The sequence below is a fragment of the Colwellia sp. E2M01 genome (genome assembly GCF_018860585.1).
GTDB lineage: Bacteria > Pseudomonadota > Gammaproteobacteria > Enterobacterales > Alteromonadaceae > Colwellia.
This window is the reverse complement of sequence record NZ_JAHKPR010000039.1, coordinates 16356-40170: the sequence shown is the minus strand read 5'-3', so window position 1 is coordinate 40170 and position 23815 is coordinate 16356. Positions and strand designations below refer to the sequence as shown.

Annotated in this window: 29 protein-coding genes; 26 read left to right on the top strand and 3 right to left on the bottom strand. The window is 39.3% G+C overall.

What is annotated here, in order from left to right; translation table 11 throughout:
• Nucleotides 1–274: 274 nt before the first annotated feature.
• The 19 genes from rplN (at nucleotide 275) to KO502_RS08805 (ending at nucleotide 11113) form a co-directional block, all read left to right on the top strand.
• A complete protein-coding gene (gene rplN, locus KO502_RS08895) occupies nucleotides 275–643 on the top strand; it encodes a 50S ribosomal protein L14 (protein ID WP_101345300.1) in 369 nt (122 codons plus the stop codon).
• A gap of 12 nt (nucleotides 644–655) precedes the next feature.
• Entirely contained in the window at nucleotides 656–970 is a 315-nt protein-coding gene (gene rplX, locus KO502_RS08890; RefSeq protein ID WP_216022223.1) for a 50S ribosomal protein L24, read from the top strand.
• Between the two features lie 13 nt (nucleotides 971–983).
• Complete coding sequence (gene rplE, locus KO502_RS08885) at nucleotides 984–1529, top strand: 50S ribosomal protein L5 (RefSeq protein ID WP_216022222.1); 546 nt, start codon at nucleotides 984–986, stop codon at nucleotides 1527–1529.
• A gap of 4 nt (nucleotides 1530–1533) precedes the next feature.
• Entirely contained in the window at nucleotides 1534–1839 is a 306-nt protein-coding gene (rpsN, locus tag KO502_RS08880) for a 30S ribosomal protein S14 (RefSeq protein ID WP_216022221.1), read from the top strand.
• A 13-nt stretch (nucleotides 1840–1852) separates the two neighbouring features.
• Complete coding sequence (gene rpsH, locus KO502_RS08875; protein ID WP_033094747.1) at nucleotides 1853–2248, top strand: 30S ribosomal protein S8; 396 nt, start codon at nucleotides 1853–1855, stop codon at nucleotides 2246–2248.
• Between the two features lie 10 nt (nucleotides 2249–2258).
• A complete protein-coding gene (gene rplF / locus KO502_RS08870) occupies nucleotides 2259–2792 on the top strand; it encodes a 50S ribosomal protein L6 (RefSeq protein WP_216022220.1) in 534 nt (177 codons plus the stop codon).
• A 9-nt stretch (nucleotides 2793–2801) separates the two neighbouring features.
• On the top strand, nucleotides 2802–3155 hold the full coding sequence (gene rplR, locus KO502_RS08865; RefSeq protein ID WP_216022219.1) for a 50S ribosomal protein L18: 354 nt from the start codon (nucleotides 2802–2804) through the stop codon (nucleotides 3153–3155).
• Between the two features lie 9 nt (nucleotides 3156–3164).
• Nucleotides 3165–3674 carry a 30S ribosomal protein S5 gene (gene rpsE / locus KO502_RS08860; protein WP_101345306.1) on the top strand — a complete coding sequence of 170 codons (510 nt, stop codon included), beginning with the start codon at nucleotides 3165–3167 and terminating at the stop codon, nucleotides 3672–3674.
• A 6-nt stretch (nucleotides 3675–3680) separates the two neighbouring features.
• Nucleotides 3681–3860, top strand: coding sequence for a 50S ribosomal protein L30 (gene rpmD / locus KO502_RS08855; protein WP_058026240.1), 180 nt, complete (start codon nucleotides 3681–3683; stop codon nucleotides 3858–3860).
• 2 nt (nucleotides 3861–3862) lie between these two features.
• Nucleotides 3863–4297, top strand: coding sequence for a 50S ribosomal protein L15 (gene rplO, locus KO502_RS08850; RefSeq protein ID WP_216022218.1), 435 nt, complete (start codon nucleotides 3863–3865; stop codon nucleotides 4295–4297).
• 6 nt (nucleotides 4298–4303) lie between these two features.
• Nucleotides 4304–5641, top strand: coding sequence for a preprotein translocase subunit SecY (secY, locus tag KO502_RS08845; protein ID WP_216022217.1), 1338 nt, complete (start codon nucleotides 4304–4306; stop codon nucleotides 5639–5641).
• A 30-nt stretch (nucleotides 5642–5671) separates the two neighbouring features.
• Nucleotides 5672–5785, top strand: coding sequence for a 50S ribosomal protein L36 (gene rpmJ, locus KO502_RS08840; protein WP_011041472.1), 114 nt, complete (start codon nucleotides 5672–5674; stop codon nucleotides 5783–5785).
• A 151-nt stretch (nucleotides 5786–5936) separates the two neighbouring features.
• Nucleotides 5937–6293, top strand: coding sequence for a 30S ribosomal protein S13 (gene rpsM / locus KO502_RS08835; protein ID WP_159817717.1), 357 nt, complete (start codon nucleotides 5937–5939; stop codon nucleotides 6291–6293).
• Between the two features lie 13 nt (nucleotides 6294–6306).
• A complete protein-coding gene (gene rpsK / locus KO502_RS08830; protein ID WP_011041474.1) occupies nucleotides 6307–6696 on the top strand; it encodes a 30S ribosomal protein S11 in 390 nt (129 codons plus the stop codon).
• 34 nt (nucleotides 6697–6730) lie between these two features.
• Nucleotides 6731–7351: a 30S ribosomal protein S4 gene (gene rpsD, locus KO502_RS08825; RefSeq protein WP_101345311.1), complete on the top strand. Its 621-nt coding sequence runs from the start codon at nucleotides 6731–6733 to the stop codon at nucleotides 7349–7351.
• A 28-nt stretch (nucleotides 7352–7379) separates the two neighbouring features.
• Complete coding sequence (gene rpoA, locus KO502_RS08820; RefSeq protein ID WP_216022216.1) at nucleotides 7380–8369, top strand: DNA-directed RNA polymerase subunit alpha; 990 nt, start codon at nucleotides 7380–7382, stop codon at nucleotides 8367–8369.
• A 44-nt stretch (nucleotides 8370–8413) separates the two neighbouring features.
• The gene (gene rplQ, locus KO502_RS08815) at nucleotides 8414–8818 is read left to right on the top strand and encodes a 50S ribosomal protein L17 (protein WP_101345313.1); all 405 of its coding nucleotides are present in this window, start codon (nucleotides 8414–8416) and stop codon (nucleotides 8816–8818) included.
• Between the two features lie 324 nt (nucleotides 8819–9142).
• Entirely contained in the window at nucleotides 9143–10042 is a 900-nt protein-coding gene (locus tag KO502_RS08810) for a phosphoribulokinase (protein ID WP_216022215.1), read from the top strand.
• A 105-nt stretch (nucleotides 10043–10147) separates the two neighbouring features.
• Nucleotides 10148–11113, top strand: a complete 966-nt coding sequence (locus KO502_RS08805) for an FAD:protein FMN transferase (protein ID WP_252730679.1) — start codon at nucleotides 10148–10150, stop codon at nucleotides 11111–11113.
• Nucleotides 11114–11261: 148 nt separating this feature from the next.
• Here KO502_RS08805 and KO502_RS08800 read toward each other — a convergent pair whose 3' ends face one another.
• From KO502_RS08800 to KO502_RS08790, 3 genes are all read right to left on the bottom strand, one after another.
• Nucleotides 11262–12845: a general secretion pathway protein GspF gene (locus KO502_RS08800; protein ID WP_216022214.1), complete on the bottom strand. Its 1584-nt coding sequence runs from the start codon at nucleotides 12843–12845 to the stop codon at nucleotides 11262–11264.
• A 135-nt stretch (nucleotides 12846–12980) separates the two neighbouring features.
• Nucleotides 12981–15449 carry a LamG domain-containing protein gene (locus KO502_RS08795; protein ID WP_252730678.1) on the bottom strand — a complete coding sequence of 823 codons (2469 nt, stop codon included), beginning with the start codon at nucleotides 15447–15449 and terminating at the stop codon, nucleotides 12981–12983.
• Nucleotides 15449–16753 (bottom strand): hypothetical protein, encoded by a 1305-nt coding sequence (locus KO502_RS08790; RefSeq protein WP_252730676.1) that lies wholly within the window; start codon nucleotides 16751–16753, stop codon nucleotides 15449–15451. Before KO502_RS08790 ends, KO502_RS08795 begins: the two co-directional genes overlap by 1 nt.
• Before the next feature lie 205 nt (nucleotides 16754–16958).
• On the opposite strand from KO502_RS08790, the gene KO502_RS08785 reads away from it, so the two are divergent.
• The 7 genes from KO502_RS08785 (at nucleotide 16959) to KO502_RS08755 (ending at nucleotide 23813) form a co-directional block, all read left to right on the top strand.
• Nucleotides 16959–19709 carry a hypothetical protein gene (locus tag KO502_RS08785; RefSeq protein ID WP_216022213.1) on the top strand — a complete coding sequence of 917 codons (2751 nt, stop codon included), beginning with the start codon at nucleotides 16959–16961 and terminating at the stop codon, nucleotides 19707–19709.
• Nucleotides 19710–19716: 7 nt separating this feature from the next.
• Nucleotides 19717–20598 (top strand): SH3 domain-containing protein, encoded by an 882-nt coding sequence (locus KO502_RS08780; protein ID WP_216022212.1) that lies wholly within the window; start codon nucleotides 19717–19719, stop codon nucleotides 20596–20598.
• Nucleotides 20568–21212 carry an outer membrane beta-barrel domain-containing protein gene (locus tag KO502_RS08775; RefSeq protein WP_216022211.1) on the top strand — a complete coding sequence of 215 codons (645 nt, stop codon included), beginning with the start codon at nucleotides 20568–20570 and terminating at the stop codon, nucleotides 21210–21212. Before KO502_RS08780 ends, KO502_RS08775 begins: the two co-directional genes overlap by 31 nt.
• Before the next feature lie 92 nt (nucleotides 21213–21304).
• Complete coding sequence (locus tag KO502_RS08770; protein ID WP_252730670.1) at nucleotides 21305–21817, top strand: TlpA disulfide reductase family protein; 513 nt, start codon at nucleotides 21305–21307, stop codon at nucleotides 21815–21817.
• 39 nt (nucleotides 21818–21856) lie between these two features.
• Nucleotides 21857–22081: a DUF4266 domain-containing protein gene (locus KO502_RS08765; protein WP_252730668.1), complete on the top strand. Its 225-nt coding sequence runs from the start codon at nucleotides 21857–21859 to the stop codon at nucleotides 22079–22081.
• A 1-nt stretch (nucleotide 22082) separates the two neighbouring features.
• A complete protein-coding gene (locus KO502_RS08760; protein ID WP_252730666.1) occupies nucleotides 22083–23219 on the top strand; it encodes a DUF3570 domain-containing protein in 1137 nt (378 codons plus the stop codon).
• A 27-nt stretch (nucleotides 23220–23246) separates the two neighbouring features.
• Nucleotides 23247–23813, top strand: a complete 567-nt coding sequence (locus KO502_RS08755; protein ID WP_216022208.1) for an AraC family transcriptional regulator — start codon at nucleotides 23247–23249, stop codon at nucleotides 23811–23813.
• The last annotated feature ends 2 nt before the right edge of the window (nucleotides 23814–23815 follow it).

The window sequence follows — 23815 nt, the reverse complement described above, 5'->3', positions numbered from 1 at the left end:
GCTGAGTGGGAAAGAACTTAATCAAATTGGTATAATTCGCACTGTTCATTTTTTAATTAATTTAACTATCTCTTTTGATTAAGCGGTGTTATAATCTCGCGCCCATTAAGTTTGAGTTGTCACTTTTAAGTGCTGAACAAAGTTGGTGGGGGTCTTTAAAAAGGCAGTGACGGGTCAATTTCTGGCCTTGAATTATAAATTTATCTTATTGTTTTCTTATGTTTTTTTATTAAATGTAAGGAAGGAAAAAAGATAACAATGGAGCAAAAAGTCAATGATCCAAATGCAATCACAGCTGAATGTTGCTGATAACAGTGGCGCTAAGCGTGTTCAATGTATAAAGGTTCTTGGTGGCTCGCACCGTCGCTATGCACGCATTGGTGATATCATCAAAGTTGCCGTAAAGGAAGCAAGTCCTCGCGGTAAAGTAAAAAAAGGTGATGTTCACACTGCGGTAGTGGTGCGCACTAAGAAGGGTGTTCGTCGTACAGATGGTTCTGCTATCCGTTTCGATGAAAACGCGGCTGTAATGTTAAATGCTAACATGCAACCAATTGGTACTCGTATTTTCGGGCCTGTGACACGTGAACTTCGTAATGAAAAATTTATGAAAATCGTATCATTAGCACCAGAAGTACTATAAGGAGTCACGATAATGGCATCTAAGATTCGTCGTGATGATGAAGTAATTATACTTGCAGGTAAAGACAAGGGTAAGACTGGTAAAGTCACTAAAGTTCTTGTTGAAGCTGGTAAAGTAATAGTTGAAGGCGTTAACTTAATCAAAAAGCACACTAAGCCTGTACCTCAGTTACAGCAGCCTGGTGGCATTGTTGAAAAAGAAGCACCTTTACAGGTTTCCAACGTAGCGATTGTTAACCCAGCAACGGGTAAAGCAGATCGTGTTGGTTTTAGAATTGAAGACGGCAAAAAAGTACGTTTTTTCAAATCTAGTAACGAATTAATTTAAATTGGAGTAAACGATGGCGAAACTGCATGATTTATATAAAGATACAGTTGTAGCTGAATTGCAAAAGCAATTTGGTTATAAGAGTGTCATGCAAGTCCCTCGGATTGAAAAGATCACCCTGAACATGGGTGTTGGTGAAGCTATTGCTGATAAAAAAGTATTAGAACACGCCACGAATGATCTTACTGCAATCTCAGGGCAAAAGCCGGTCACGACAGTAGCACGCAAATCAGTTGCGGGCTTCAAAATTCGTGAAGGCTACCCTATAGGTACAAAAGTAACTCTACGCGGCGAGCGTATGTGGGAATTTTTAGAGCGTTTAATCTCTATTTCTATCCCTCGTATCCGTGACTTCCGTGGCTTAAATCCTAAGTCATTCGACGGTCGCGGTAACTATAGCATGGGCGTTCGTGAGCAAATTATCTTCCCAGAAATCCAGTACGATAAAATCGACAAGATTCGCGGCTTAGATATCACTATTACTACTAGCGCGAAAGATAACGAAGAAGGACTAGCTTTATTGTCTGCCTTTGATTTCCCGTTCAAGAAGAAGGTGTAGAGTTATGGCTAAAACGTCAATGAAAGCTCGTGAAGCTAAAAGAACTAAGTTAGTAGCACAATATGCTGAAAAGCGTGCTGCATTAAAAGCAATCATCTCTAGTGTTAATTCTTCTGATGAAGAACGCTGGGATGCTGTATTGAAACTTCAAAGTTTACCTCGTGATTCGAGCCGTAGCCGTCAACGTAATCGTTGTAATGTTACAGGTCGCCCACATGGTTTCTTACGTAAATTTGGTTTAAGCCGTATTAAATTACGCGAAACTATGATGCGTGGTGAAGTTCCAGGTCTTAAGAAAGCTAGTTGGTAATTCACGGGAGTAAATGGTTATGATGACTGATCCTATCGCGGACATGTTTACACGCATCCGCAACGGTCAATCTGCAGCAAAAGTTGCAGTACAAATGCCATCTTCAAAAGTTAAAGTTGCAATTGCTAACTTGCTTAAAGAAGAAGGTTATATTTCAGATTATTCAGTATCAGGCGATGTTAAGCCTGAGTTAGCTGTAACGTTGAAGTATTTTGAAGGTAAAGAAGTAATTGAAAAGATCAAACGTGTTTCACGTCCAGGTCTTCGTATATACAAAAGCTGTGACGAACTTCCTAAAGTTCTTGCTGGTATGGGTATTGCGATCATTTCGACTTCTAAAGGTTTGATGACGGATCGTGCTGCTCGCTCTGCGGGTATTGGCGGTGAAGTTCTTGGTTTCGTAGAGTAAGGAGAATAATATGTCTCGTGTTGCAAAAGCACCTGTCGTTGTTCCTGCTGGCGTTACCGTAACGTTATCAGGTCAAGATATTACAGTTAAAGGTCCAGTAGGTGAATTATCACGTACGATTCATAGTTTTGTTGCTGTTTCTCATGAAGAGAACGAAATCAAAACTACAGTCGCATGCGATGATAGAAATGCATGGGCTCAAGCCGGTACTGCACGCGCTTTAATCAATAATATGGTTGAAGGTGTTAGTAAAGGTTTTGAAAAGAAATTGATTTTACAAGGTGTTGGTTACCGTGCAAAAGCTGCAGGCAAGTCTTTAGACTTATCTTTAGGTTTTTCACACCCAATCAGCCATGCTATTCCTGATGGAGTAACTTGTGAAACCCCTAGCCAAACTGAAATTACACTGAAAAGTTGTGATAAGCATTTAGTTGGTCAAACCGCAGCGAACATTCGTGCATACCGTAAACCTGAGCCTTACAAAGGTAAAGGTGTTCGTTATTCTGATGAATACGTTCGTCGTAAAGAAGCTAAGAAGAAGTAGGGTAATACTATGGATAAGAAAACATCTCGTTTGCGCCGCGCTAAACGCGCTCGTGCAAAAATTAGCGAGTTGGGTGCGAATCGTTTAGTTATATTCCGTACTCCTCGTCACATTTACGCTCAATTGATCGCTCCTACAGGATCTGAAGTAATTGCATCTGCATCTACTTTAGACAAAGAAGTAGCAGCTCAAATTGAAAACACAGGTAATGTTGCAGCAGCAACTGCAGTAGGTAAAGCAATCGCTGAACGTGCTGTAGCAAAAGGTATCTCTAAGATAGCTTTTGATCGCTCTGGTTTCCTTTACCATGGTCGCGTAAAAGCGTTAGCAGAAGCAGCTCGTGAAGCTGGTCTTCAATTCTAGGGGTTGATAATGGCTAATCATAATCAAGAAAACTCACAACAAAGTGATATGGCTGAAAAGCTAATCGCCGTTAACCGCGTTTCAAAAGTGGTTAAAGGTGGTCGCATTTTCAGTTTTACTGCACTAACAGTAGTTGGTGACGGTAACGGTCGTGTTGGTTTTGGCTACGGTAAAGCACGTGAAGTGCCTGCTGCTATTCAAAAAGCAATGGAAAAAGCACACCGTAACATCGTAAACGTTGACCTGAAGGGTACTACTCTTCAGCATGTTATTACGGGCAAGCACTCTGGCTCTAAAGTTTACATGCAACCAGCTTCTGAAGGTACAGGTATCATCGCCGGTGGCGCGATGCGTGCAGTACTTGAAGTTGCAGGCGTTCAGAACGTATTGTCAAAAGCATACGGTTCTACTAACCCAATCAACGTAGTTCGCGCTACTGTTTCAGCTTTAGTGAATATGCATTCACCAAAAGCAGTTGCAGCTAAACGTGGCAAAAGCGTTGCAGACATTTTGGGGTAATTGAGCATGTCTAAAACAGTTAAAGTAACTCAAATAAAAAGTTCTATCGGTCGTTTACCGAAGCATAGAGCTACATTAAAAGGCCTTGGTCTACGTCGTATCAATCATACAGTTGAGTTAGAAGATACTCCATCTGTACGTGGTATGATCAACAAGGTTTATTATATGGTTAAGGTGGAGGATTAATTATGCATTTAAATACTTTATCTCCTGCACCGGGATCGCACAAAGCTAAAAAACGCTGTGGTCGTGGTATTGGTTCAGGCATCGGTAAAACTGGTGGTCGTGGTCACAAAGGTCAGAAGTCTCGTTCTGGCGGTAGTGTACGTCCAGGTTTTGAAGGTGGTCAGATGCCATTGAAACAACGTTTACCTAAATTTGGTTTTACTTCACGTAAATCTTTAGTTCGCGCTGAAGTACGTTTACATGAATTAAACCTAGTTTCTGGTGATGTTGTGGATATTCACGCACTTAAAGACGCTGGCTTAATAACTCGTAATATCGTAGCTGTTAAAGTTATGTTATCAGGCGAAATTACTCGTCCGATTACTTTACGTGGTATTGCAGTAACTAAAGGCGCACAAGCAGCTATTGAAGCTGCTGGTGGCAAAGTAGAGGAATAATATACAATGGCTACACCAGGAATGGCTACCCAACAAGGTAGTAAAGGCGCAGGCGGTTTGTCTGAGCTGAAACAAAGATTATGGTTCGTATTCGTTGCCTTAGTTGTGCTTCGTTTAGGGTCTTTTGTGCCAATCCCTGGTATTGACGCCGCTGTATTAGCTCAGTTCTTTGAACAACAAAAGGGCACCATTGTAGAAATGTTTAACATGTTCTCTGGTGGTGCACTTGAGCGAGCCTCAGTATTGGCTTTAGGTATTATGCCGTACATCTCAGCTTCAATCATTATGCAATTGCTTACGGTTATGCACCCGGCAATGGCAGAGTTGAAAAAAGAAGGTGAAGCTGGACGTCGTAAAATCAGTCAATACACACGCTACGGCACTTTAGTTCTAGCAACAGTACAATCGATAGCGATTGCCAGAAGTTTACCAGATATGATGCAAGGCCTTGTTATTGATCCAGGTTTTGGTTTCTATTTTACTGCTGTAATTAGTTTGATTACCGGTACCATGTTTTTAATGTGGTTAGGTGAGCAAATTACTGAACGTGGTATTGGTAATGGTATATCAATTATCATTTTTGCTGGTATTGTTGCTGGCATGCCATCCGCAGTTGGTCAAACAGCTGAAATGGCGCGTCAAGGTGAAATACACTTATTAGTATTATTGCTTATAGGCGTTGTGGTATTTGCAGTAACTTACTTAGTAGTATTTGTGGAACGTGGTCAACGACGTATTGTTGTGAACTACGCTAAGCGTCAGCAAGGCCGTAAGGTGTTTGCCGCGCAAAGTACACATTTACCTTTGAAAGTGAATATGGCGGGTGTTATTCCGCCTATCTTTGCCTCAAGTCTTATCTTGTTTCCAGGCACGCTTGCGAGCTGGTTTGGTCAAGGTGACGGCCCCGTAGCTGATTTTTTACAAGGTGTATCTCAGGCAATGTCGCCAGGGCAACCTTTGTACGTAATGATGTTAGCGGCAGCAATTATATTTTTCTGTTTCTTTTACACGGCTCTTGTTTTCAATCCGCGTGAAACAGCAGATAACTTGAAAAAGTCAGGTGCATTCATTCCAGGGATTCGTCCGGGTGAACAAACATCCAAATACATTGATAAAGTTATGACACGTTTAACCCTATGTGGTGCAGCGTATATTACCTTTGTCTGTTTGGTTCCACAGTTTATGATCATGGCATGGGACGTTCAGTTCTATTTCGGCGGTACATCTTTATTGATTATCGTGGTTGTGATTATGGATTTTATGGCACAGGTACAAACGCATATGATGTCTCATCAATATGACAATGTACTTAAAAAAGCGAACTTAAAAGGCTACGGTCGTTAGACCGAGTTGATTTAGTTAACGGAGTATAAAATGAAAGTACGTGCATCCGTAAAAAAGATTTGTCGTAACTGTAAAGTGGTTAAGCGTAAAGGCGTTATTCGCGTTCTTTGTGTTGAACCAAAGCACAAACAAAGACAAGGTTAAGCTTAGCTTTTAACCTAAAATCTTTTAGCAGTGGCATTATGTAGATTTATCTGTATAATGCCGCTTCGATTTGCAAAAAAAGAGAATGGTTGGGTATCCTAACGGGCTTTCCAATCAGAGTAATTTAATTAATTAATAGGAGATGTGTTTAGTGGCCCGTATCGCTGGCATTAACATCCCTGATCGTAAACATGCAGTAATCGCCATTACTGCGATTTACGGTATTGGCGCTACACGTGCGAAAGCAATCTGTGCAGCAGCTGGTATCGAAGAATCTACGAAGATCAGTGAATTGGACGAAGCAAAAATTGATTTGCTACGTGCAGAAGTGGATAAATTTACCGTAGAAGGTGATTTACGCCGTGAAGTTTCAATGAATATTAAACGTCTTATGGATTTAGGTTGTTTCCGTGGCATTCGTCACCGTCGCAGTCTTCCTCTACGTGGTCAACGCACTAAAACTAATGCGCGTACCCGTAAAGGTCCTCGTAAGCCAATTAAGAAGTAAGAGGAACTAGACAATGGCTAAAACACCAGTTCGTACGCGTAAACGCGTAAAAAAACAAGTTGCTGATGGCATGGCTCATATCCATGCTTCTTTCAACAACACAATCGTGACTCTTACAGACCGTCAAGGTAATGCTTTATCTTGGGCGACTGCCGGTGGTTCAGGTTTCCGTGGTTCACGTAAATCAACTCCGTTCGCTGCGCAAGTAGCTGCAGATCGCGCAGGCGCTGTTGCAAAAGAGTTTGGCTTGAAGAATATTGAAGTGTTCGTTAAAGGTCCAGGTCCAGGTCGTGAATCTGCTATCCGTGCCTTAAATGCTGCTGGTTTTAAAATCACCAACATTACTGACGTTACACCTATTCCTCATAATGGTTGTCGTCCTCCTAAGAAACGTCGCGTTTAATCGTAATTTTTTTTAGGATAGTTGGAGAAAGAAAATGGCTAGATATTTAGGTCCTAAGTTAAAGCTTAGTCGTCGCGAAGGTACAGATTTGTTCCTTAAAAGCGGTGTAAGAGCAATTGACACTAAATGTAAAATCGAAACAATACCAGGTCAACACGGCGCACGTCGCGGTCGTTTATCAGACTACGGTGTTCAACTTCGTGAAAAACAAAAAGTTCGTCGTATTTATGGCGTACTAGAAAAACAATTCAGTAATTACTACAAAGAAGCGGCACGTCAAAAAGGCAACACAGGTGAAAACTTGTTACAGCTTTTAGAAACGCGTTTAGATAACGTAGTTTACCGTATGGGCTATGCAAGCACTCGTGCTGAAGCTCGTCAATTAGTTAGCCATAAGGCTATCGTGGTAAACGGCGGTGTAGTTAATATTCCATCTTTCACTGTTAAAGCTGAAGATACTGTTTCTGTTCGTGAGAAGTCTAAAACTCAAGCGCGTATTATCGCTGCTTTAGAATTAGCTGATCAACGTGAGAAACCACTTTGGGTTGAAGTAGATACTAAGAAGCTTGAAGGCGTTTTTAAACGTGTTCCAGATCGCGCTGATTTATCTGCCGAAATTAATGAACAGTTGATTGTTGAACTTTACTCTAAGTAGTAAAGTTGCACTTTAAGAGAGGACATATATGCAGGGTTCAGTAACCGAATTCCTTAGACCACGCTTAGTTGGCATTGAAACTGTTAGCGCTCGTCGTGCTAAGGTAACATTAGAGCCACTAGAACGTGGTTTTGGTCACACTTTAGGTAATGCGTTACGTCGTATTCTTTTATCTTCTATGCCGGGTTGTGCCGTAACTGAAGTTGAAATTGATGGCGTTTTACATGAGTACAGTAGTAAAGAAGGTGTTCAAGAGGACATCATCGAAATATTGTTAAACCTTAAAGGACTTGCTGTTTTATTAGAAGGTAAGAATGAAGCAGTTCTAACCTTAACTAAGTCTGGTGAAGGCCCTGTAACGGCAGCTGATATACAACATGATGGTGATGTAACTATTGCAAATCCAGATCATGTTATCTGCACCTTAACAGGTGAAGGTTCTATCAACATGCGCATTAAAATTGAAATGGGACGTGGTTATGTTCCTGCTTCAGCGCGCCGTGATGCCGAGGAAGAAGATCGTGCTATTGGTCGTTTGTTGGTTGATGCCTCATTCAGCCCAGTAGTTAGAATTGCCTATGATGTTGATTCTGCACGTGTTGAACAACGTACAGATTTAGACAAATTAGTTTTAGATATGGAAACCAATGGTACATTGGATCCAGAAGAAGCTATCCGTCGTGCTTCAACTATTCTTGCTGAACAGCTTGATGCGTTTGTTGAACTTCGTGATATCAAAGAAGTAGAGCAAGTGGAAGAAAAACCATTGTTCGACCCAATCTTGCTTCGTCCGGTAGATGATCTAGAATTAACTGTTCGTTCAGCGAACTGTTTAAAAGCAGAAGCAATTCAATACATTGGTGATTTAGTACAACGTGCAGAAGTTGAACTTCTTAAAACGCCTAATTTAGGTAAGAAATCTCTTACAGAAATTAAAGACGTTTTAGCGTCACGTGGCTTATCTCTAGGCATGCGCTTAGAAAATTGGCCACCTGAAAGCATTGTTGACAACGACTAGTTCGATCATCATTTTTTTAATAGTTAGAGAGAAGGGATTAACTTATGCGTCATCGTCAAAGCGGTCGCCAGTTAAACCGTAATAGCAGTCATCGTCAAGCGATGTTCCGCAATATGGCAAGCTCTTTAGTTAAGCACGGCGTTATTAAAACGACTGTAGCTAAAGCTAAAGAACTACGTCGTGTTATTGAGCCACTAGTTACATTGGCTAAAACCGACAGTGTTGCAAATCGCCGTTTAGCGTTTGCTCGTACACAAGATAAAGAAGTAGTAGGTATTTTATTCAGCGAACTTGGTCCTCGTTACCAAGAACGTCCAGGTGGTTATACTCGCATTTTAAAATGTGGTTTCCGTACTGGTGATAAAGCGCCTATGGCATACATTGAGTTAGTAGACCGCCCAGTAGTAGAAGATGCTCCTGAAGTAGTTGAAGAGTCAGCTGAAGCGTAAATTTAACTTTATTGTTAAATCACACTTCAATTAAAAACCGAGCTCAGGCTCGGTTTTTTATTGCCTAAAATAATACCAAATCCGTTAAATTACTGATCACCTGTACTGATTAAAATAAGTAAACCCTGTGTTGCTCTCAATCGCAATAACCAGTATTGCTCAATCAAGCGCTTTGTCTTTAAATACTTTTCTTGCGCACTGCTAGACCAAAAACTTATCTGGGTTGGTATAATGAATAGTGGGGGGATTTAATCGTTGCTTGACCTAAAGCTTAATTCACCGTATAAAATATCTATTGTACTTTAGTCTACACTTTGAGTTTATATGTCGTCACGAAACCCGATTATTGCTGTTACTGGTTCTTCAGGGGCAGGAACATCTACAACGACTGCCGCTTTCGATCATATGTTTAGAACATTAGGTATTACTTCTGTTAATGTCGAAGGTGATAGTTTTCATCGTTTTTCTCGCCCAGAGATGAATATGGCAAAACGTAAAGCTAAAGAAGCTCGTGAAAATATCAGCTACTTTGGTGATCTCGCTAATGATTTTGGGGCATTAGAAAAGCTCTTTTGTGATTATGGTGACACTGGGAAAGGTCAAATTAGACGCTATTTACATACCTTTGATGATGCAGTGCCTTACAATCAAATGCCTGGGACTTTTACGCCATGGGAAGAGTTAGGCGAAGGCACAGATTTATTGTATTACGAAGGCCTACACGGCGGCGTAGTCACACCTGAGAATGATGTTGCTCGTCATGTTGATCTACTTATTGGCATGGTGCCTATTGTTAATCTTGAGTGGATTCAAAAAATGGTACGTGATACTGATAAGCGTGGTCATTCAAGAGAAGCTGTGACAGCTAGTATTGTGCGTAGTATGGAAGATTATATTTCTTTTATAACGCCACAATTTTCGCGTACGCATATTAATTTTCAGCGTGTACCTACTGTCGACACTTCTAACCCTTTTAGTGCTAAAGCTATCCCGAGTCTAGATGAAAGTTTTGTGGTTATTCGTTTTCGTGAAGTTAAGAATGTTGATTTTCAATATTATTTACGAATGATTGACGGCTCTTTTATGTCGCGTATTAATACGTTAGTTGTTCCTGGTGGTAAAATGGGCTTAGCGATGGAGCTTATATTAACCCCTTTAATTCAAGATTTGATTGACCGCAAGTCGCGTGCGAATAAACAAATGGATTGGATGAGTGATTTATAGTTCATTAGTCTTAGTGTTTAATATCATGTCTAACACCCCCTTTAAATATAGTGAAATAATACTTTGAGGTATTTACTCTCTGTTCTTTCAGCGCTGCTGTTATTAATGTCATTTCAGTTAAGTGCCCAATGGTATCAGCACACCTTTAATACTATGGGTACTCGTGCTCATCTTGAGTTTTGGTTAAATGAAAATAGCAGTGATCAAGGTTTTATAAAGAACGAAAAAATTAATGCAAAAGCACAGGGTTTAATTAAACAGGTTATTGCTGAAATGGATCGTTTAGATAAGTCGATGAGTCCATATATATCAACAAGTGAGCTTAGTTTGCTAAATCGTCAAGCGAGCAATGGTGCGATTATTACCTCAGCTGAATTGTTTTCTTTATTAAAAACAGCTCAACGAATTTCAGAATTGAGCGATGGCGCATTTGATATAAGCTATGCCTCTATCGGTTACCAATACGACTACCGTCAAAAAATTAAGCCTGCACAAGTTGCCATTAATAATGCCCTACCAGCGATTAATTACCGAGGTATTATTCTTGATGAAGCTGAACGGTCGGTAAAATTTGCTAATGATGCTATTAAAATAGATCTTGGAGGTATTGCCAAAGGTTATGCCATTCAGCGCTGCATTGATATTTTAAAAGCCTCGAATATTGAGTTTGCGTTAATGAGCGCGGGTGGGGATACAGTGTTGTTAGGAGATCGTAAAGGTCGACCTTGGTTAGTGGGTATAAAACACCCTCGTGCTGAAGATAGAAATGCAGTGCATATTCCGTTAAGTGATGAAGCTATTTCCACTTCGGGTGATTACGAACGTTATTTTATTGAGGATGGCACTCGTTATCATCACATTATTAATCCTAAAACAGGTGATTCTGCGCGCGAAGTGGTGAGTGTTTCTATTATTGGTAAAGATCCGACAATAGTTGATGCGCTATCGACCACAGTGTTTGTTAAGGGGTTAGTTGATGGCATGACGTTTATTGATAGCTTGCCAGAATATGAAGCGATTATTATTGATAATAATCAAAAGCTGCATTTTTCTAAAGGATTAAAGCAGTAGCCTACCTATGCTTACCACGCGGAGCGTGAAAATGAGTTCCGTACACTCCGATATTAGTTGTTTATTGTAGGCGGGAGTTTATTCGCACTATTAATTTTTCGGTTATTTTTTGTATTAATAGTACGAGCTTTGCTAATGCATAATGCCATTAACCCGTATAAATCGGTTGAAAAGCAGTTAATGAGTCTAACACTGTGCTATTACCTAAACCTTGGCCGGGTACTAAGTTAGAAAAGTTACCTTGCTCGCCATGTAGCGCCATATAGTTTAATAAGACGGTTTGCACTAGTAGATTAACATTGTTAGCTGAAGGCGCTGATGCGGTCTCTACAGAAGCATCAGGGCGCATAAAACCTATTTGTTGATTACGAGCTTGTGCATCAGCATCACCACCCATTAATTGTGGTTTACCGCTTGGGTTGTACACTAAGAAAAATGATGCGCCTGTTGATGAGTTATCACCAGTCCACTCGCCTTTACCGCGACCATTTTCTGATTCATCAATGCGGCCGTTACTAGCAACTGAACCATCACTAAATACATACATCATTAATGGTTGGTTGCGTCTGGCAGCGTATTCTAAACAAGCCCCCATACAGCGTCCCGCACGTAAATCGCGTAATTCGCCGGTACTACGGTCGCCAGTATGGTAATCAAAGCCGCCCATGGTCACTGTGCCGGCACCAGAGTAACCATTAACGACTAACTTCATGATGGAGGCCGTTTTTTGAAATTCACGTTCGCCATCAAATTCAGCTAAGGTAAATATGCCACCTGGGCCAACAATATCAACATCAGCAACAGGGTTTAATGTGCTAGGATCGCCAAAGCGATCGGCTAAATCGGCACTTTTTACGTAACCACAATTAACCATATCTTTAATGACGTCATCACGGGTTACTTGACTGTTTACTTTTGTCATTTTTTGCGCGCTAACTCGTTGAATACTCTCCATCACCGCAACAGCATCTTGCTGTGAAAAAATATCAAATAAATCACCAACGTCGACTAAGCCGGTTACATCGCTTGGTCGATCAATTTTGGTTGGTCTCACACTTAAGTCAATAAAGCTAGCGGGAGCCATTGAGTTGCCACCTGAGTCGGTATTACGAGAGCCTACAAGTGGCATTAACGAGCCATTAGCACCTGCAGCGGCAATAGCATACATTGGGTTGTGCGGATTATTTGATGTATCGTTATCGGAGCGGTTAGGAATAACAGCACCATTTATTTTAGAAGCTGTGTCAGAAGATACTTTTTCTAAAATACCACGTAAAAAGGCAGAATCAGAGTGAAAAGCTAAACCTAAATCAGTATTTACAAAGTCAGACATCATAGTATCAGGATTGGCAATATTGGGTGCCATATCGCCAGGAAGCCCAAGCTTGCTGTAACCCGCAGTTGATAAGAAGTCTTGTTGACCGCCTAAGCCACCGACTAAAACATTAGATCCAGAGATATTTGCACCACCAGCTAAGTCGAAACTAATAAATGGAATTTTTCCAGCGCCTTGTGCACTAATGCCGCAGCTATCTCTTAATGCTTCAATATCACTTGAAAGTGCCGCATTCGCTTTATTTGAATTAGCTAATAAAGAAAATGCAGATAAACCAGCAACCGCATGGCCACCTGTTTTCAGACCCGCAGCGATAAAATCACGACGTGTCATTGGCGCAGTATGATCGCCAAATAACAAAGGCTCATTAGGTTGAAAATGTTTGGTTTTTCTCATGGGTATTTCCTATTTTCCTAACATATTTGTGCTGCTAATTTAGTGAGTCAGTCTTTATATTGTGATAAATATAAAGACTGATATAGCACACAATAAATACTAATTTGTATACGTTAACGAGTTCACGCCTAAATATTATTGAACAAGCATAACCGCGCTAGCTAATACCGCAGCACAGCTTGCTTTAGCAATACTTTTAGTGCGGCTGACAGCACAGTTATTGCCACATACTGCAAGTCGAGTAACAAGGTCATTTAATTCGTTATAAACATTTGTCTTATCAGGCTGTGACGTTAATGTTGCTGGCATTAATTGATCTAATAACGGGGTAAGTAGGTTTGTTCTACCTATCTCGTCGTAAGCTGCATCAGGCATAGCTGAAAAATCTACTGCAGGAAACCAAGCAGCCCTAATTGAGTCATCTTCAATTGCTGCATCACAATAGGCAATAGCTAACTGGGTAATCCCCATTTGTTGTGCTGAAATAAAGGTTTCTATATTAGTGAGTGTTGGTAATTGCTGTTTTACAGTTTCATAGACAGTTGCGACATTTGTTAAGGCTTTATCTACACCGGTTAACACACTCATACTGGCATTGATTTGAGCAAAATTACGTAATCCAATTTTAGCGCTATCTGAGCTGCTAAAGGTATCAGAAGGGGCAACAAAGGCATTAGGTATTGATACATTACTGTGTTCACCTAATTGCTCAAAAGTTAAGAAAAATTCATCATGATTAGCACCTTTATCTAAAGCGATTATTGTGCCTAAAGATGACAGCAGTAACGGCTCTGTTATAGCTTGGTTAGCAGATAAACTTTTATTGAGGTTAATATAAGTTTGCCCTTGCACACTCTCTTTACCATTTAAACCAAGGCGCATGCCTTTTAGTAAAGTGTCATCAGGCAAGGTTTTGCCATCTAAATTAACTAAACTTGGATTAATAAATAAATAGCTATAGTTATCGTATTGGCTCACTTCAAATAATATATAAGTATTAGGTAATTCAACTAAGTCGCTGACTGAAAATAATAAAAAGAACTTTTCACCAACACCGACATTATAGTTTTGCGAAATATCAGTTTGGGTGAGCTCCCGGTTATAAATAGCTAAAAAACGAATATCACCTTGCCAAACATGATTATTAGAGGCTTCTCTACCTAAAATTAACGCAAAGCTATCATCCCATGAGGCAAGTGGTGCTATGTTTTCATCAACAACCTCAATAAGTTTGCCATTAACATAAATACGACGACCTTCACTGGCGGAATACGTCAGTACTACATGCTGTAAAGTTGCTTGTAAAACTTCATCAGCATTTGGTGTGCTTAATGTTGGCGTTCCATTGCTATCACTCTCTGCGGTTTGCAGCATAAAGTCATAATTATAAAGGGTTTGCCCTAAGGTAAAGTTTCTATCGTTGTCTCCAGCTGAGTAACTTACAATTCTTGCCGGACCTTCTTGCGATACATTGTTGGGAGTAAGCCAAGCTTCAACAGAAAATTGGTTAGTTGAAGTAATTAAATCATGAATTTTTTTGCTGTTAGCGGTACTGGCTTGGGCTTTACCATTGGTAAATGATAAACCCCAGTTACTTAGCCATTCAACGTTACCTGTTAGAGTTAGGTTAGCAGCAGGCGAAATACCAGAAGTGTCGTAGGCAGTATTGCCATTGCCTGTTTTAAATTGATATAAAGCGATAACATCCGTTTCAAAGCGGCCACCACTTGCCGCAACAAGGCCGTCGGTAAGTAATAAAGATTTTGATACCACTAAATCAGGTGATATAGCATCAAGACTTATTTCATCGCTCATTGCTTGAATCGCAGACTCCATTTCATCACTACTTGATGAACAGTCGCTGTTCCAACAATTATGAGACTCTGTACGTAAGCGAACGACTAAACGAGATTTTTCAGGATCTTCTAAGTTAATTACTTGTTTAGCTACTTCATAAGCTTTGTCTATATCTTGACTTGCAAAAAATGGGGACTGCGCAGTACTAGCCGCTTCACTATGACAACTTGCACAATACTGAGTAACAATAGGATAAACATGAGTACTAAATAAGCTATTTTCAGCAGGAAAGTTTTTACTGCTGCCTGGCTCTTTAACTACAGGCGCTGTTAATTCAATGGTGTTTGCTATGCTAACTCTGTCATCAGCCCATAGCTTTATCCATTGTTGCATTGTTTCGCCACAAGCTTGGTCACTACCTAACCAACAGTTATGACCTTCAGCTACTTTTTTCACTAAACGTGAATCTTCAGGTTTAGTTAGGCTGACTAATAGATTAGTTGCTGCATAAGCATCATTGACGTTTTCTCTGCTAGCAAAATAAGGCGCTGTATTCCCTTCGGTATGACATGAGCCACAACGATCGGTAGCAGACATATTATCCCAAAGCGCAGTTTTAAATTTTTGAATATCTTCTGTAGCGGCTGCAGGCCCTGTGTATTCAGTATTTGTGTTATCTTGATTAATAGGTGGCTTTTCTTCTACAGAAGAATCACCACAGGCACTCACAAATAAAATTAAGCTGAGTAATAAGTAACTTTTCGTTTGTTTGATGAGTTTATTTAATAAAGCTGGAAAATACATCATTATTCTCCCATGCAATACGCACCAACTTCAGCAAAGACTTGCTTAAGTTGGTAAGAATGTTGTTTAAAAGAGGTAGTTGATGATTGTATTTGCGATACATCAGCGCTGCTTTCCGCGTCACGCAAACAAACTGCTTTAAATACTTTTTTAACTTGGCATTGAGCAAAAGCTTCGCTGTTGGCTAATTCTTGGCCTAATGACTTCATACCACTACCTTTGCCGGATAAAGATTGATCCCAACCAAGGCGTTGGTTAACGCCTTGGCGCCAATAATTTTGCCAATCATCACTTGTCGTTACGTAACCGAATGGGAAACTACTGGCGTTAAAATGGTACTTGGCGACAACTCGGCTACCTGTGGCACTATCAATATCTGCAGCTTGATTGTAAGTTAACTGACCACTTTCAGCTTGCGGATCATTTTCAGTATCAAATTGGTAATCATAATAGGCAAACGCTTGTGCTAGCGGATCCATACCTGTGTGACAACCTGAGCAATTGTTAATAAATAAACGACTATCGCCACCTGGGCTTCTGCTTACATCTTGTCTAATTCTATCGGTTGATAAGGTATTATCTTTTAGTGGTTCTAAATCGGTACATAAATGATTCATCAAAGTAAAACGTAACATTGCACGGTTGGTACCTAGATAAAAGAAAGCTTTAGCGGCAGCGCGAGAAGTTAATACACCTGCCGTTGCGCTACTTGGTAGTCCATTTAAACTTGATTGACTAACCTGTATTAAACCTTCAGCTAAGTTAGTATAGCTATCTTCTAGGTCTTGGTAATGAGTATTATTTACTTTGCTATAAGGTGTTAAATTTAATTCTGGCTTACCTATGTAAGTAAAATCACCTTGAAGAATTTGTCTAAAATCTATGTCATCACGAATAACACCAATCACGGTAGCGCTGTAATCATTTAGCGGCTCAAAAATATCTTGGTCTTCATTTGTCCATGGACTAGCAAATACTTTTAATGTGGTTGTATAAAACTCTGGTGACTCCATCGCAATATAGGCTGCCTCAACGGTTTTGCCTTGATCAATTAACTCACTCATGGATATAAGTGTTGTTATTGACGGTGGTACACCCGCAATTCGGTCATGAAGTCGTTTAGCTTGCTCTAAACTAGATGCTTGAACCGTAAAAGAAATTGTAAAAATTATGCTTGATAATATTATTAACAATATAGTTACAAAGTTGTATTTGATATGATTAATAACTGTATTCAACCTATTGTTTTTTAATGTATAACTGCTTTGTATTAAAGGAATTATATGCTGGGGGAGTGACATCTCCATACAGGCTCCTTGAAGATGCGATGTTGCAACTTTGTTACTTTGATATATAGTACATCATATATAATGATGTATGAACGAGCAAATGAATTCTTTTAACGGCTATTACAGGCGTTAATTTAATGGGTATATTAATCTCAAATTCCATCTCACTTTTTAAAGCCTTTAGATTTTTAAAGGCTCTAGTTTATTATTTTAGGTATATGGCATGAATCCGAAGCTATGGTGTAGCGGATTTGCACTTGTAGCTTTATTGATTACAGGCTGCAACGATCAAACAATACAAGAAAATGGCCAAACAGATCCGGTACTTGTTGAATATCCGGTGGTTTATATTGAGCGCACTCTTAATCGTCTCGGTGAAGAAGAGTTTACTCCTGTTTCTTTTTCTGCACGTAATCCTGCCGAGTTTAATGCTGGTGCTGAGCTCATTATAAAAAATAATGCGTTCGCGAACTCGCCAACGACGTCATTAACCCATAATCTTTTTTCTTCTACGGAAGTTGAAACAGATACCGTTATAGAAAGTGAGGCGGTAAATCAATCTCAACCTATTGATATTCGTGATTTAAGTGTTTCGGCTGATGGCCAATCATTTTTAGTTTCTATACGTGCGCCTGAAATTGATGGTGCCGATGACGATGAACAACCTAAATGGAATATTTGGCGTTACCTACAAAGTGACAAAAGTTTTCAGCCGGTTATAAGTAATGAAATTATAGCGGAGCAGGGCGATGACTTAATGGCGTCATTTTTACCCGACGGTCGTATTATTTTTGCTTCTACAAGACAGCGTTTATCAAGAGCAATATTATTAGATGAAGGCAAGCCACAATACACGGCAACAAACGAATCTGGAGATAATGCCGCTTTTAATCTTCATGTAATGCAGGCAGATGGTAGCGATATTAAACAAATCAGTTTTAATATGAGCAATGATATTTATCCGTTAGTGTTACAAGATGGACGTATTCTTTATAGTCGCTGGGATACCATGGGCGGTATTAATAAAATTAATTTATATCGGATGAATCCTGATGGCACTGATAATCAATTAGTTTATGGCTGGCATTCACACACTATTACTTTAGATGATGAAGAACAAGACATTGAATTTGTTAAACCACAACAAATGCCTAATGGTGATATCTTGCTATTATTAGCATCAGAAGAAGGTGACCGTTATCAAAAGCGACCTGTGCTAATAAATATTGATCAATTTATTGATAACCAACAGGTGTATACAAATGATAGTGTAACTGCTGCTACTTCAAGTGCACAAACTGACTTATTTGTAGATGACTTTTATAACTTCAGTTTTTCCGATCAAATTAATACCGCAGGCCGTTTAAGTCATTTATTTCCAATGCCTGATAACAGCAACCGTTATTTATTAAGTTGGGATTTATGCCGTGTAACTATTACTGAAGATAGCGATGAAGAAGTTATTAAATCTTGCGGTCAATTATCGACAGAAGCATTAGCACAAGAAGATGTTGAACTAGCTACTCCTTGGTACGAATTATGGCTTTATAACGGTAATACTCATACTCAACAGATTGTTGCTCAAACAGCAGAAGGCAATATGATTAGTGAAGCTGTGGTAATGCAGGCAACAGCAAACACACCGGCTTTTATTGCTGATAAATCTGTGGGTAATGGCCTTATTGCTGAGTTAGCGAATGAGCAAGCGGCCGCTATTCATATTCGTAGTGTGTATGATATGGACGGTAGCGACTCTACAATCAGTAACAGTAACCCGCAAGGTATAACCGCGTTAAGTGATCCTAGTTTAACCAAAGCGGAAGATTTACCCGCAAGATTTTTGCGTATTGTACGTGGTGCACCGTTGCCGCCACAAGAAGTAAAAAGAATTCCAAATACTGATTATGGCCGTAGTCGTAATCAACTTATGCGAGAAATTGTAGGTTACACGCCAATTCAACCAGATGGCTCCGTAAAAGTAAAAATTCCTGCTAATGTACCGTTAGCGATAAGTGTTTTAGACGGCAATGGTCAACGTATTGGTGGCAGACACAGACAATGGATCAGCGTTAAAGCTGGCGAAACCTTAGAGTGTCATGGCTGCCATACCCAGCAAAGTGAATTACCGCATGGCCGAATTGAAGCGCAAGCCGCAAGTATTAATAGTGGTGCAGCTATTGGCGGCTCAGCATACACCAATGCATCAGAAAATATTATTCCGCAGCTTGGGCAAACAATGGCGCAAGCGGATGAAATGGTTAATGGCTTAGCAGAGCTTACTGCGGATATAACTTATATTGATAAATGGACCAACCCTGATATTTCTACGCCAAACCCTGAGGTTAATTATAGTTATCAAGCGTTATCAACCACAGCTCCTGAAGGTGCTATATGTTTCACTAGTTGGAATGCTTATTGTCGTTTACAAATTAATTATATAGATCACATTCAACCGTTGTGGCTATTAAGTCGTCAAGTTTTTGATGAAGATACAGCAGAATTAGTTACTGATAATACCTGTACTAATTGCCATAGTCCTGTTGATATAGACAATATATCTCAAGTGCCTGCAGGACAACTTGATTTGAATGACAGCGTTTCAACGGATCAAACTGCTCATCTGACTTCTTATCGTGAATTACTCTTTAATGATGCCGAACAAGAAGTCATTGAAGGAATAGTGGTTGATAAGTTAATTGAAGTACTTGATGATAACGGCAATATTGTTTATGAAGTTGATCAAGAAGGTGAACTTATTTTAGATGCTGAAGGTAATCCTATTCCGGTGTTGACTAATATTACGATTCCGTCAATATTATCGACCAATGGAGCGAGGCAAAGTAGCCGTTTTTTCGAGTTATTTCAAACAGGCCGACATGAAAACATGTTAACAGTTCATGAATTAAAATTATTAAGCGAATGGTTAGATATTGGGGCGCAATATTATAACACCCCATTTTATAGCCAGGATTAAACGATTAATGAAACGCTTAACTTTTACTGCTTTATCTTTTACTGGTTTGTCTTTTACTGATTTATTTAGAGTACATTACTCATTAATCTCTTTAGCTAGTCGACAACTATTTTTAAACAGTCGAATTATGTTACTCATGACGATGTTATTATTTTGCGCTAGTTTGTCAGCTAATGAGAACGAGCAAAGTCGCGCTGAGCAAAACTCTGAACAAGATCTGGCTAGTACACTAATTATTAAAGTCGCTTATGTCGAGTTACATTCAGGTCCCGGTATTGGTTATCCTGTTATTCATGTTGTCGAGCAGGGTGAGCATTTAACTGTTGATGTTAAACGCACAAGTTGGCTAAAAGTGACGGATAAACGTGGTAATGTTGGCTGGTTACATCAAGATGAATTACTCGGTTTAACGACACTACAAAATGAACACCTTACCAGCGCTGAAATCTCATGGAATGATTTTCAAGGCCGCGATTTTGAAGCAGGTTTTATGTACGGTAATTTTGACGAAGCTCACTATTACAGCGTGCAATTAGCTTATTTCTTTAGCTCTGTATTTAGTGGAGAGTTATCTGCGGGGAAAGCGTTAGGAGCTATTTCTAATAGTGATATTTATGAGGCTATGTTAATAAGCCAACCTTTACCAGAGCTATTAATTTCTCCTTATGTTGGTATTGGCGGTGGCATTATTAAAACCAACCCACATAGTGTATTAGCGGATAGTGAAAAACGTCAAAATACCTTGATGAGTGCCGCTTTTGGTTTGAAATATCATTTAGCGCGTAATTTTATAATACGCGCTGAATATAAGTATTCGTTAGCACTAACGGATAGAGATGACAATGAAGAGATCCAAATATGGAAACTAGGTTTCAGCGTATTCTTTTAGCAACGTCTTTGAGTTTAATACTAAGTATAAGTGCTATTACGCCAATATATGCGAATGATAACAGCAGTGTTGATGTCGATGTTGAAAAGCGCGATGTACTTGAAGATATTCTTGATGACGAAAATTTTGAGATTGGTGTACAAGTTGGCATTATGTCTATCGAAGACTTCGGCTCTAACGCGTGGGTAAGTGCTCACTTTACTTATCATATTAGCGAGTTTTTTTATGCTAAAGCACGTTATGGACAGTCTGAGGCAGGAACAACTAGCTTTGAAAACTTGGTTAATGCATCACCATTACTTACCGATGAGCAGCGTGAGTTAAGCTACTATGGTTTAAATATTGGCTACAACTTAATGCCTGGTGAAGTTTTTCTAGGACGTGACTTTGCGCTTAATAGTGCTTTTTCTATCGAATTAGGGGCTGGTACAACGCAGTTTGCCGGAGATGACAAATTCACGGTAAACGTTGGCGTCAACCAGCGACTCTTTCTCACTGATTGGATAGCTTGGGATATTGGTATGAGTGATTATATTTTTGATACTGATATTGCTGGCGAGAATAAAACAACTCATAACTTAAACTTCACTACAGGTTTTGCTTTTTATTTTTAATTGCTTACGTATAAATTACGGCAACAAAATTATGTATAACTTATGCACAAACAATACGGTATTAGCGTTTAAATATTCAAAGGATAAATTTAATGATGACACTTTTTAAAACAAAAACACTTATTTTAAATGGCTTACTAGCAAGTATTATTTTTATTGCGAGCAACGTAAATGCATTGGAAATGAGTAAACCTGCGCCAGACTTCACCCTTAAAAGTTTAAGCGGTGAAAATCTTAAATTAACCGAACAGCGTGGCAAAATAATCGTACTTAACTTTTGGGCATCATGGTGTGGTCCTTGTCGAGTAGAAATGCCTGTTTTACAAGATTTTTATACAAAATACCAAGATCTTGGTGTGTCGGTTTGGGGGGTTAATGTTGAACAAGAAAACCAAGCCGGACGTGACTTTTTAAAAGGTCTAGATTTAAGCTTTCCAATATTATTTGATAGCAGTAATTCAATTTCTGATGTGTATGATGTTGAAGCCATGCCAACCACAGTTATTATTGATAGAGATGGCCTAGTTAGATATATCTATCGAGGTTACAAACCCGGCTATGAAAAAAAATATGCTAAAGCCATTAAAAAATTAATCCGAGAATAAGCCGTGTTCACTTGCCATAAAGCATCTACAAAGCAGCTCTTGATTAGCGTTTTTGCGACTATTTTTTTACTTAGTTTGTCTGGCTGTTCAAGTTTGGGCATTGAGCCTTGGGTAAAACCTTATGAACGACAAAATTTAGCCGATCCTATTATGAGTACAAGTCGTCATCCTGTTGCCGACAAACATGTTTCTCATGTTTATGAAGCAAGAGAATCAGCACGAGGTGCAGAAGGTACTGGTGGCGGTGGTTGTGGTTGTAATTAATATGCGCTTACTTTTATTATTTATTTTTGCAGTTGTTATCGGCATGGTAAGTCAACAGATTCATGCCGCCGTCTTACAAGATGATCGTGTCGATGTGTTATATCACAGCTATAACGGTGGTGGTATGGATATAGACGGGCCGGCAATTTTATTACGCAAAAAAGCCAGGGAAAATATCGCCGTACAAGCCTATTATTATGTTGATAGTATTTCATCAGCGTCAGTTGATGTTATGAGTACCGCTAGCCCGTATGAAGAAGAGCGTAAAGAAGTACAGTTAGCTTTTGAATACTTACATGAAAAAACTATTATCGATGTAAACTTTAGACGCAGTGACGAAGATGATTATCTTGGCAATTCAATTAGCCTAAATATCTCGCAAGATACTTTTGGTGATTTAACCAATATCAGTATGGGCTTAGCCTATGGCGCGAATGAAATTAGCCGAAATGGCGATGACTTTTTTGCTGAAGAAAGTAAACAATACACATTAAATTTTGCGTTAAGTCAAATATTAACTCGTAATTTAACGATGACTATAAACCTTGCTGCTATCGCTGATGAAGGGTATCTAAATAACCCATATCGCACGGTACGTTATGTTGATAATAGCCAACCATCAGGTGTTGGTTATCAAAGTGAGGTGTACCCTAATACCCGTAATTCCTTTGCCACAAAAATATCAGCTAGCTATTTCTTATCTTATCGAGCCGCACTATTTGCTAATTATCGCTATTTCAGTGACAGTTGGGGCATTGATGCTTCAGATGTAGAACTTGCTTATAGACACCCCATAGGTGACACGTTCGAGCTTGAATTTAATGCGAGATATTACCAACAGACACAAGCCAATTTTTATAGTGACTTATTTCCTTATCGCGACGCGCAAAACTATTTAGCCCGAGATAAAGAGTTAAGTACATTTAATGATACTACCGTAGGCTTCAGCGTAACTTATTTGGTACCACAACAATATTCATTTGGTGATTTACGTTCGGAAGCTTCCTTTCAATGGGATCATCTTATATTCGATTATGAAAACTTTAGAGATCCTACCGCAGAAGGTGGCATAGGTAATGAGCCGCTATATGGCTTTTCAGCTAATGTTATTCGCGTTTTATATAGTTTGTATTTTTAGCTCTTCATTTTTAGGTACTTAAGCAACATGAAAAAAATTAATGGTGTAAAAAACTTCACGGCTCTAATTAGCGCGCTATTGTTAGCTATCAGCTTTTCAAGTATTGCTGAAGAGTCGGCAATGAGCAGTAGCGAAAATAAATCAAATACCGAATTAGCATTAGAGCTTGAACAGCTAAAGTCACAAGTGTTGAAACTTAATCGAGAGCTTTTTATTTTAGAAGAAGACTTATTGTTTCCGGCGAGTACTCAGCTAGCTGTTTTTGTTTCGGTAGACACAGGTAAATTTTTTGCCATCGACAGTGTTGAAGTTAAAATTAATGATAAAGAAGTGGCTGGATTTTTATACACCGAGCGTCAACGAAAAGCCTTAGAGCAAGGTGGCATTCAAAAGCTTTATTTAGGTAATTTGAAAATGGGTGAGTATCAGTTAACCGCTATATTTACCGGGCTTGATCCAGAAGGCCGTACCGTAAAAAGAGCTGCTAGTTATGATTTTGAAAAAGATGATGAAGCCTTAATGATCGAACTTAAAGTGGTAGATAATACCAATAGTTACCGAAGCCAAGTTGTTGTTGAAGAGTGGGTTTTATAATT

Excerpts from the sequence above, each read along its gene's own strand:
- KO502_RS08805 (WP_252730679.1), top strand. The coding sequence starts at position 10,148 with ATGTCATTTCAGTTAAGTGCCCAATGGTATCAGCACACCTTTAATACT.
- rpoA (WP_216022216.1), top strand. The coding sequence starts at position 7,380 with ATGCAGGGTTCAGTAACCGAATTCCTTAGACCACGCTTAGTTGGCATT.
- rpmD (WP_058026240.1), top strand. The coding sequence starts at position 3,681 with ATGTCTAAAACAGTTAAAGTAACTCAAATAAAAAGTTCTATCGGTCGT.
- KO502_RS08800 (WP_216022214.1), bottom strand. The coding sequence starts at position 12,845 with ATGAGAAAAACCAAACATTTTCAACCTAATGAGCCTTTGTTATTTGGC.
- rpsK (WP_011041474.1), top strand. The coding sequence starts at position 6,307 with ATGGCTAAAACACCAGTTCGTACGCGTAAACGCGTAAAAAAACAAGTT.
- KO502_RS08785 (WP_216022213.1), top strand. The coding sequence starts at position 16,959 with ATGAATCCGAAGCTATGGTGTAGCGGATTTGCACTTGTAGCTTTATTG.
- rplN (WP_101345300.1), top strand. The coding sequence starts at position 275 with ATGATCCAAATGCAATCACAGCTGAATGTTGCTGATAACAGTGGCGCT.
- KO502_RS08790 (WP_252730676.1), bottom strand. The coding sequence starts at position 16,753 with ATGGAGATGTCACTCCCCCAGCATATAATTCCTTTAATACAAAGCAGT.
- secY (WP_216022217.1), top strand. The coding sequence starts at position 4,304 with ATGGCTACACCAGGAATGGCTACCCAACAAGGTAGTAAAGGCGCAGGC.
- rplO (WP_216022218.1), top strand. The coding sequence starts at position 3,863 with ATGCATTTAAATACTTTATCTCCTGCACCGGGATCGCACAAAGCTAAA.
- rplF (WP_216022220.1), top strand. The coding sequence starts at position 2,259 with ATGTCTCGTGTTGCAAAAGCACCTGTCGTTGTTCCTGCTGGCGTTACC.
- rpsE (WP_101345306.1), top strand. The coding sequence starts at position 3,165 with ATGGCTAATCATAATCAAGAAAACTCACAACAAAGTGATATGGCTGAA.
- KO502_RS08775 (WP_216022211.1), top strand. The coding sequence starts at position 20,568 with ATGGAAACTAGGTTTCAGCGTATTCTTTTAGCAACGTCTTTGAGTTTA.
- KO502_RS08755 (WP_216022208.1), top strand. The coding sequence starts at position 23,247 with ATGAAAAAAATTAATGGTGTAAAAAACTTCACGGCTCTAATTAGCGCG.
- rpmJ (WP_011041472.1), top strand. The coding sequence starts at position 5,672 with ATGAAAGTACGTGCATCCGTAAAAAAGATTTGTCGTAACTGTAAAGTG.
- rpsD (WP_101345311.1), top strand. The coding sequence starts at position 6,731 with ATGGCTAGATATTTAGGTCCTAAGTTAAAGCTTAGTCGTCGCGAAGGT.
- KO502_RS08780 (WP_216022212.1), top strand. The coding sequence starts at position 19,717 with ATGAAACGCTTAACTTTTACTGCTTTATCTTTTACTGGTTTGTCTTTT.
- rpsH (WP_033094747.1), top strand. The coding sequence starts at position 1,853 with ATGGTTATGATGACTGATCCTATCGCGGACATGTTTACACGCATCCGC.
- KO502_RS08810 (WP_216022215.1), top strand. The coding sequence starts at position 9,143 with ATGTCGTCACGAAACCCGATTATTGCTGTTACTGGTTCTTCAGGGGCA.
- rplE (WP_216022222.1), top strand. The coding sequence starts at position 984 with ATGGCGAAACTGCATGATTTATATAAAGATACAGTTGTAGCTGAATTG.
- rpsN (WP_216022221.1), top strand. The coding sequence starts at position 1,534 with ATGGCTAAAACGTCAATGAAAGCTCGTGAAGCTAAAAGAACTAAGTTA.
- rplX (WP_216022223.1), top strand. The coding sequence starts at position 656 with ATGGCATCTAAGATTCGTCGTGATGATGAAGTAATTATACTTGCAGGT.
- rplQ (WP_101345313.1), top strand. The coding sequence starts at position 8,414 with ATGCGTCATCGTCAAAGCGGTCGCCAGTTAAACCGTAATAGCAGTCAT.
- KO502_RS08770 (WP_252730670.1), top strand. The coding sequence starts at position 21,305 with ATGATGACACTTTTTAAAACAAAAACACTTATTTTAAATGGCTTACTA.
- KO502_RS08795 (WP_252730678.1), bottom strand. The coding sequence starts at position 15,449 with ATGATGTATTTTCCAGCTTTATTAAATAAACTCATCAAACAAACGAAA.
- rplR (WP_216022219.1), top strand. The coding sequence starts at position 2,802 with ATGGATAAGAAAACATCTCGTTTGCGCCGCGCTAAACGCGCTCGTGCA.
- KO502_RS08760 (WP_252730666.1), top strand. The coding sequence starts at position 22,083 with ATGCGCTTACTTTTATTATTTATTTTTGCAGTTGTTATCGGCATGGTA.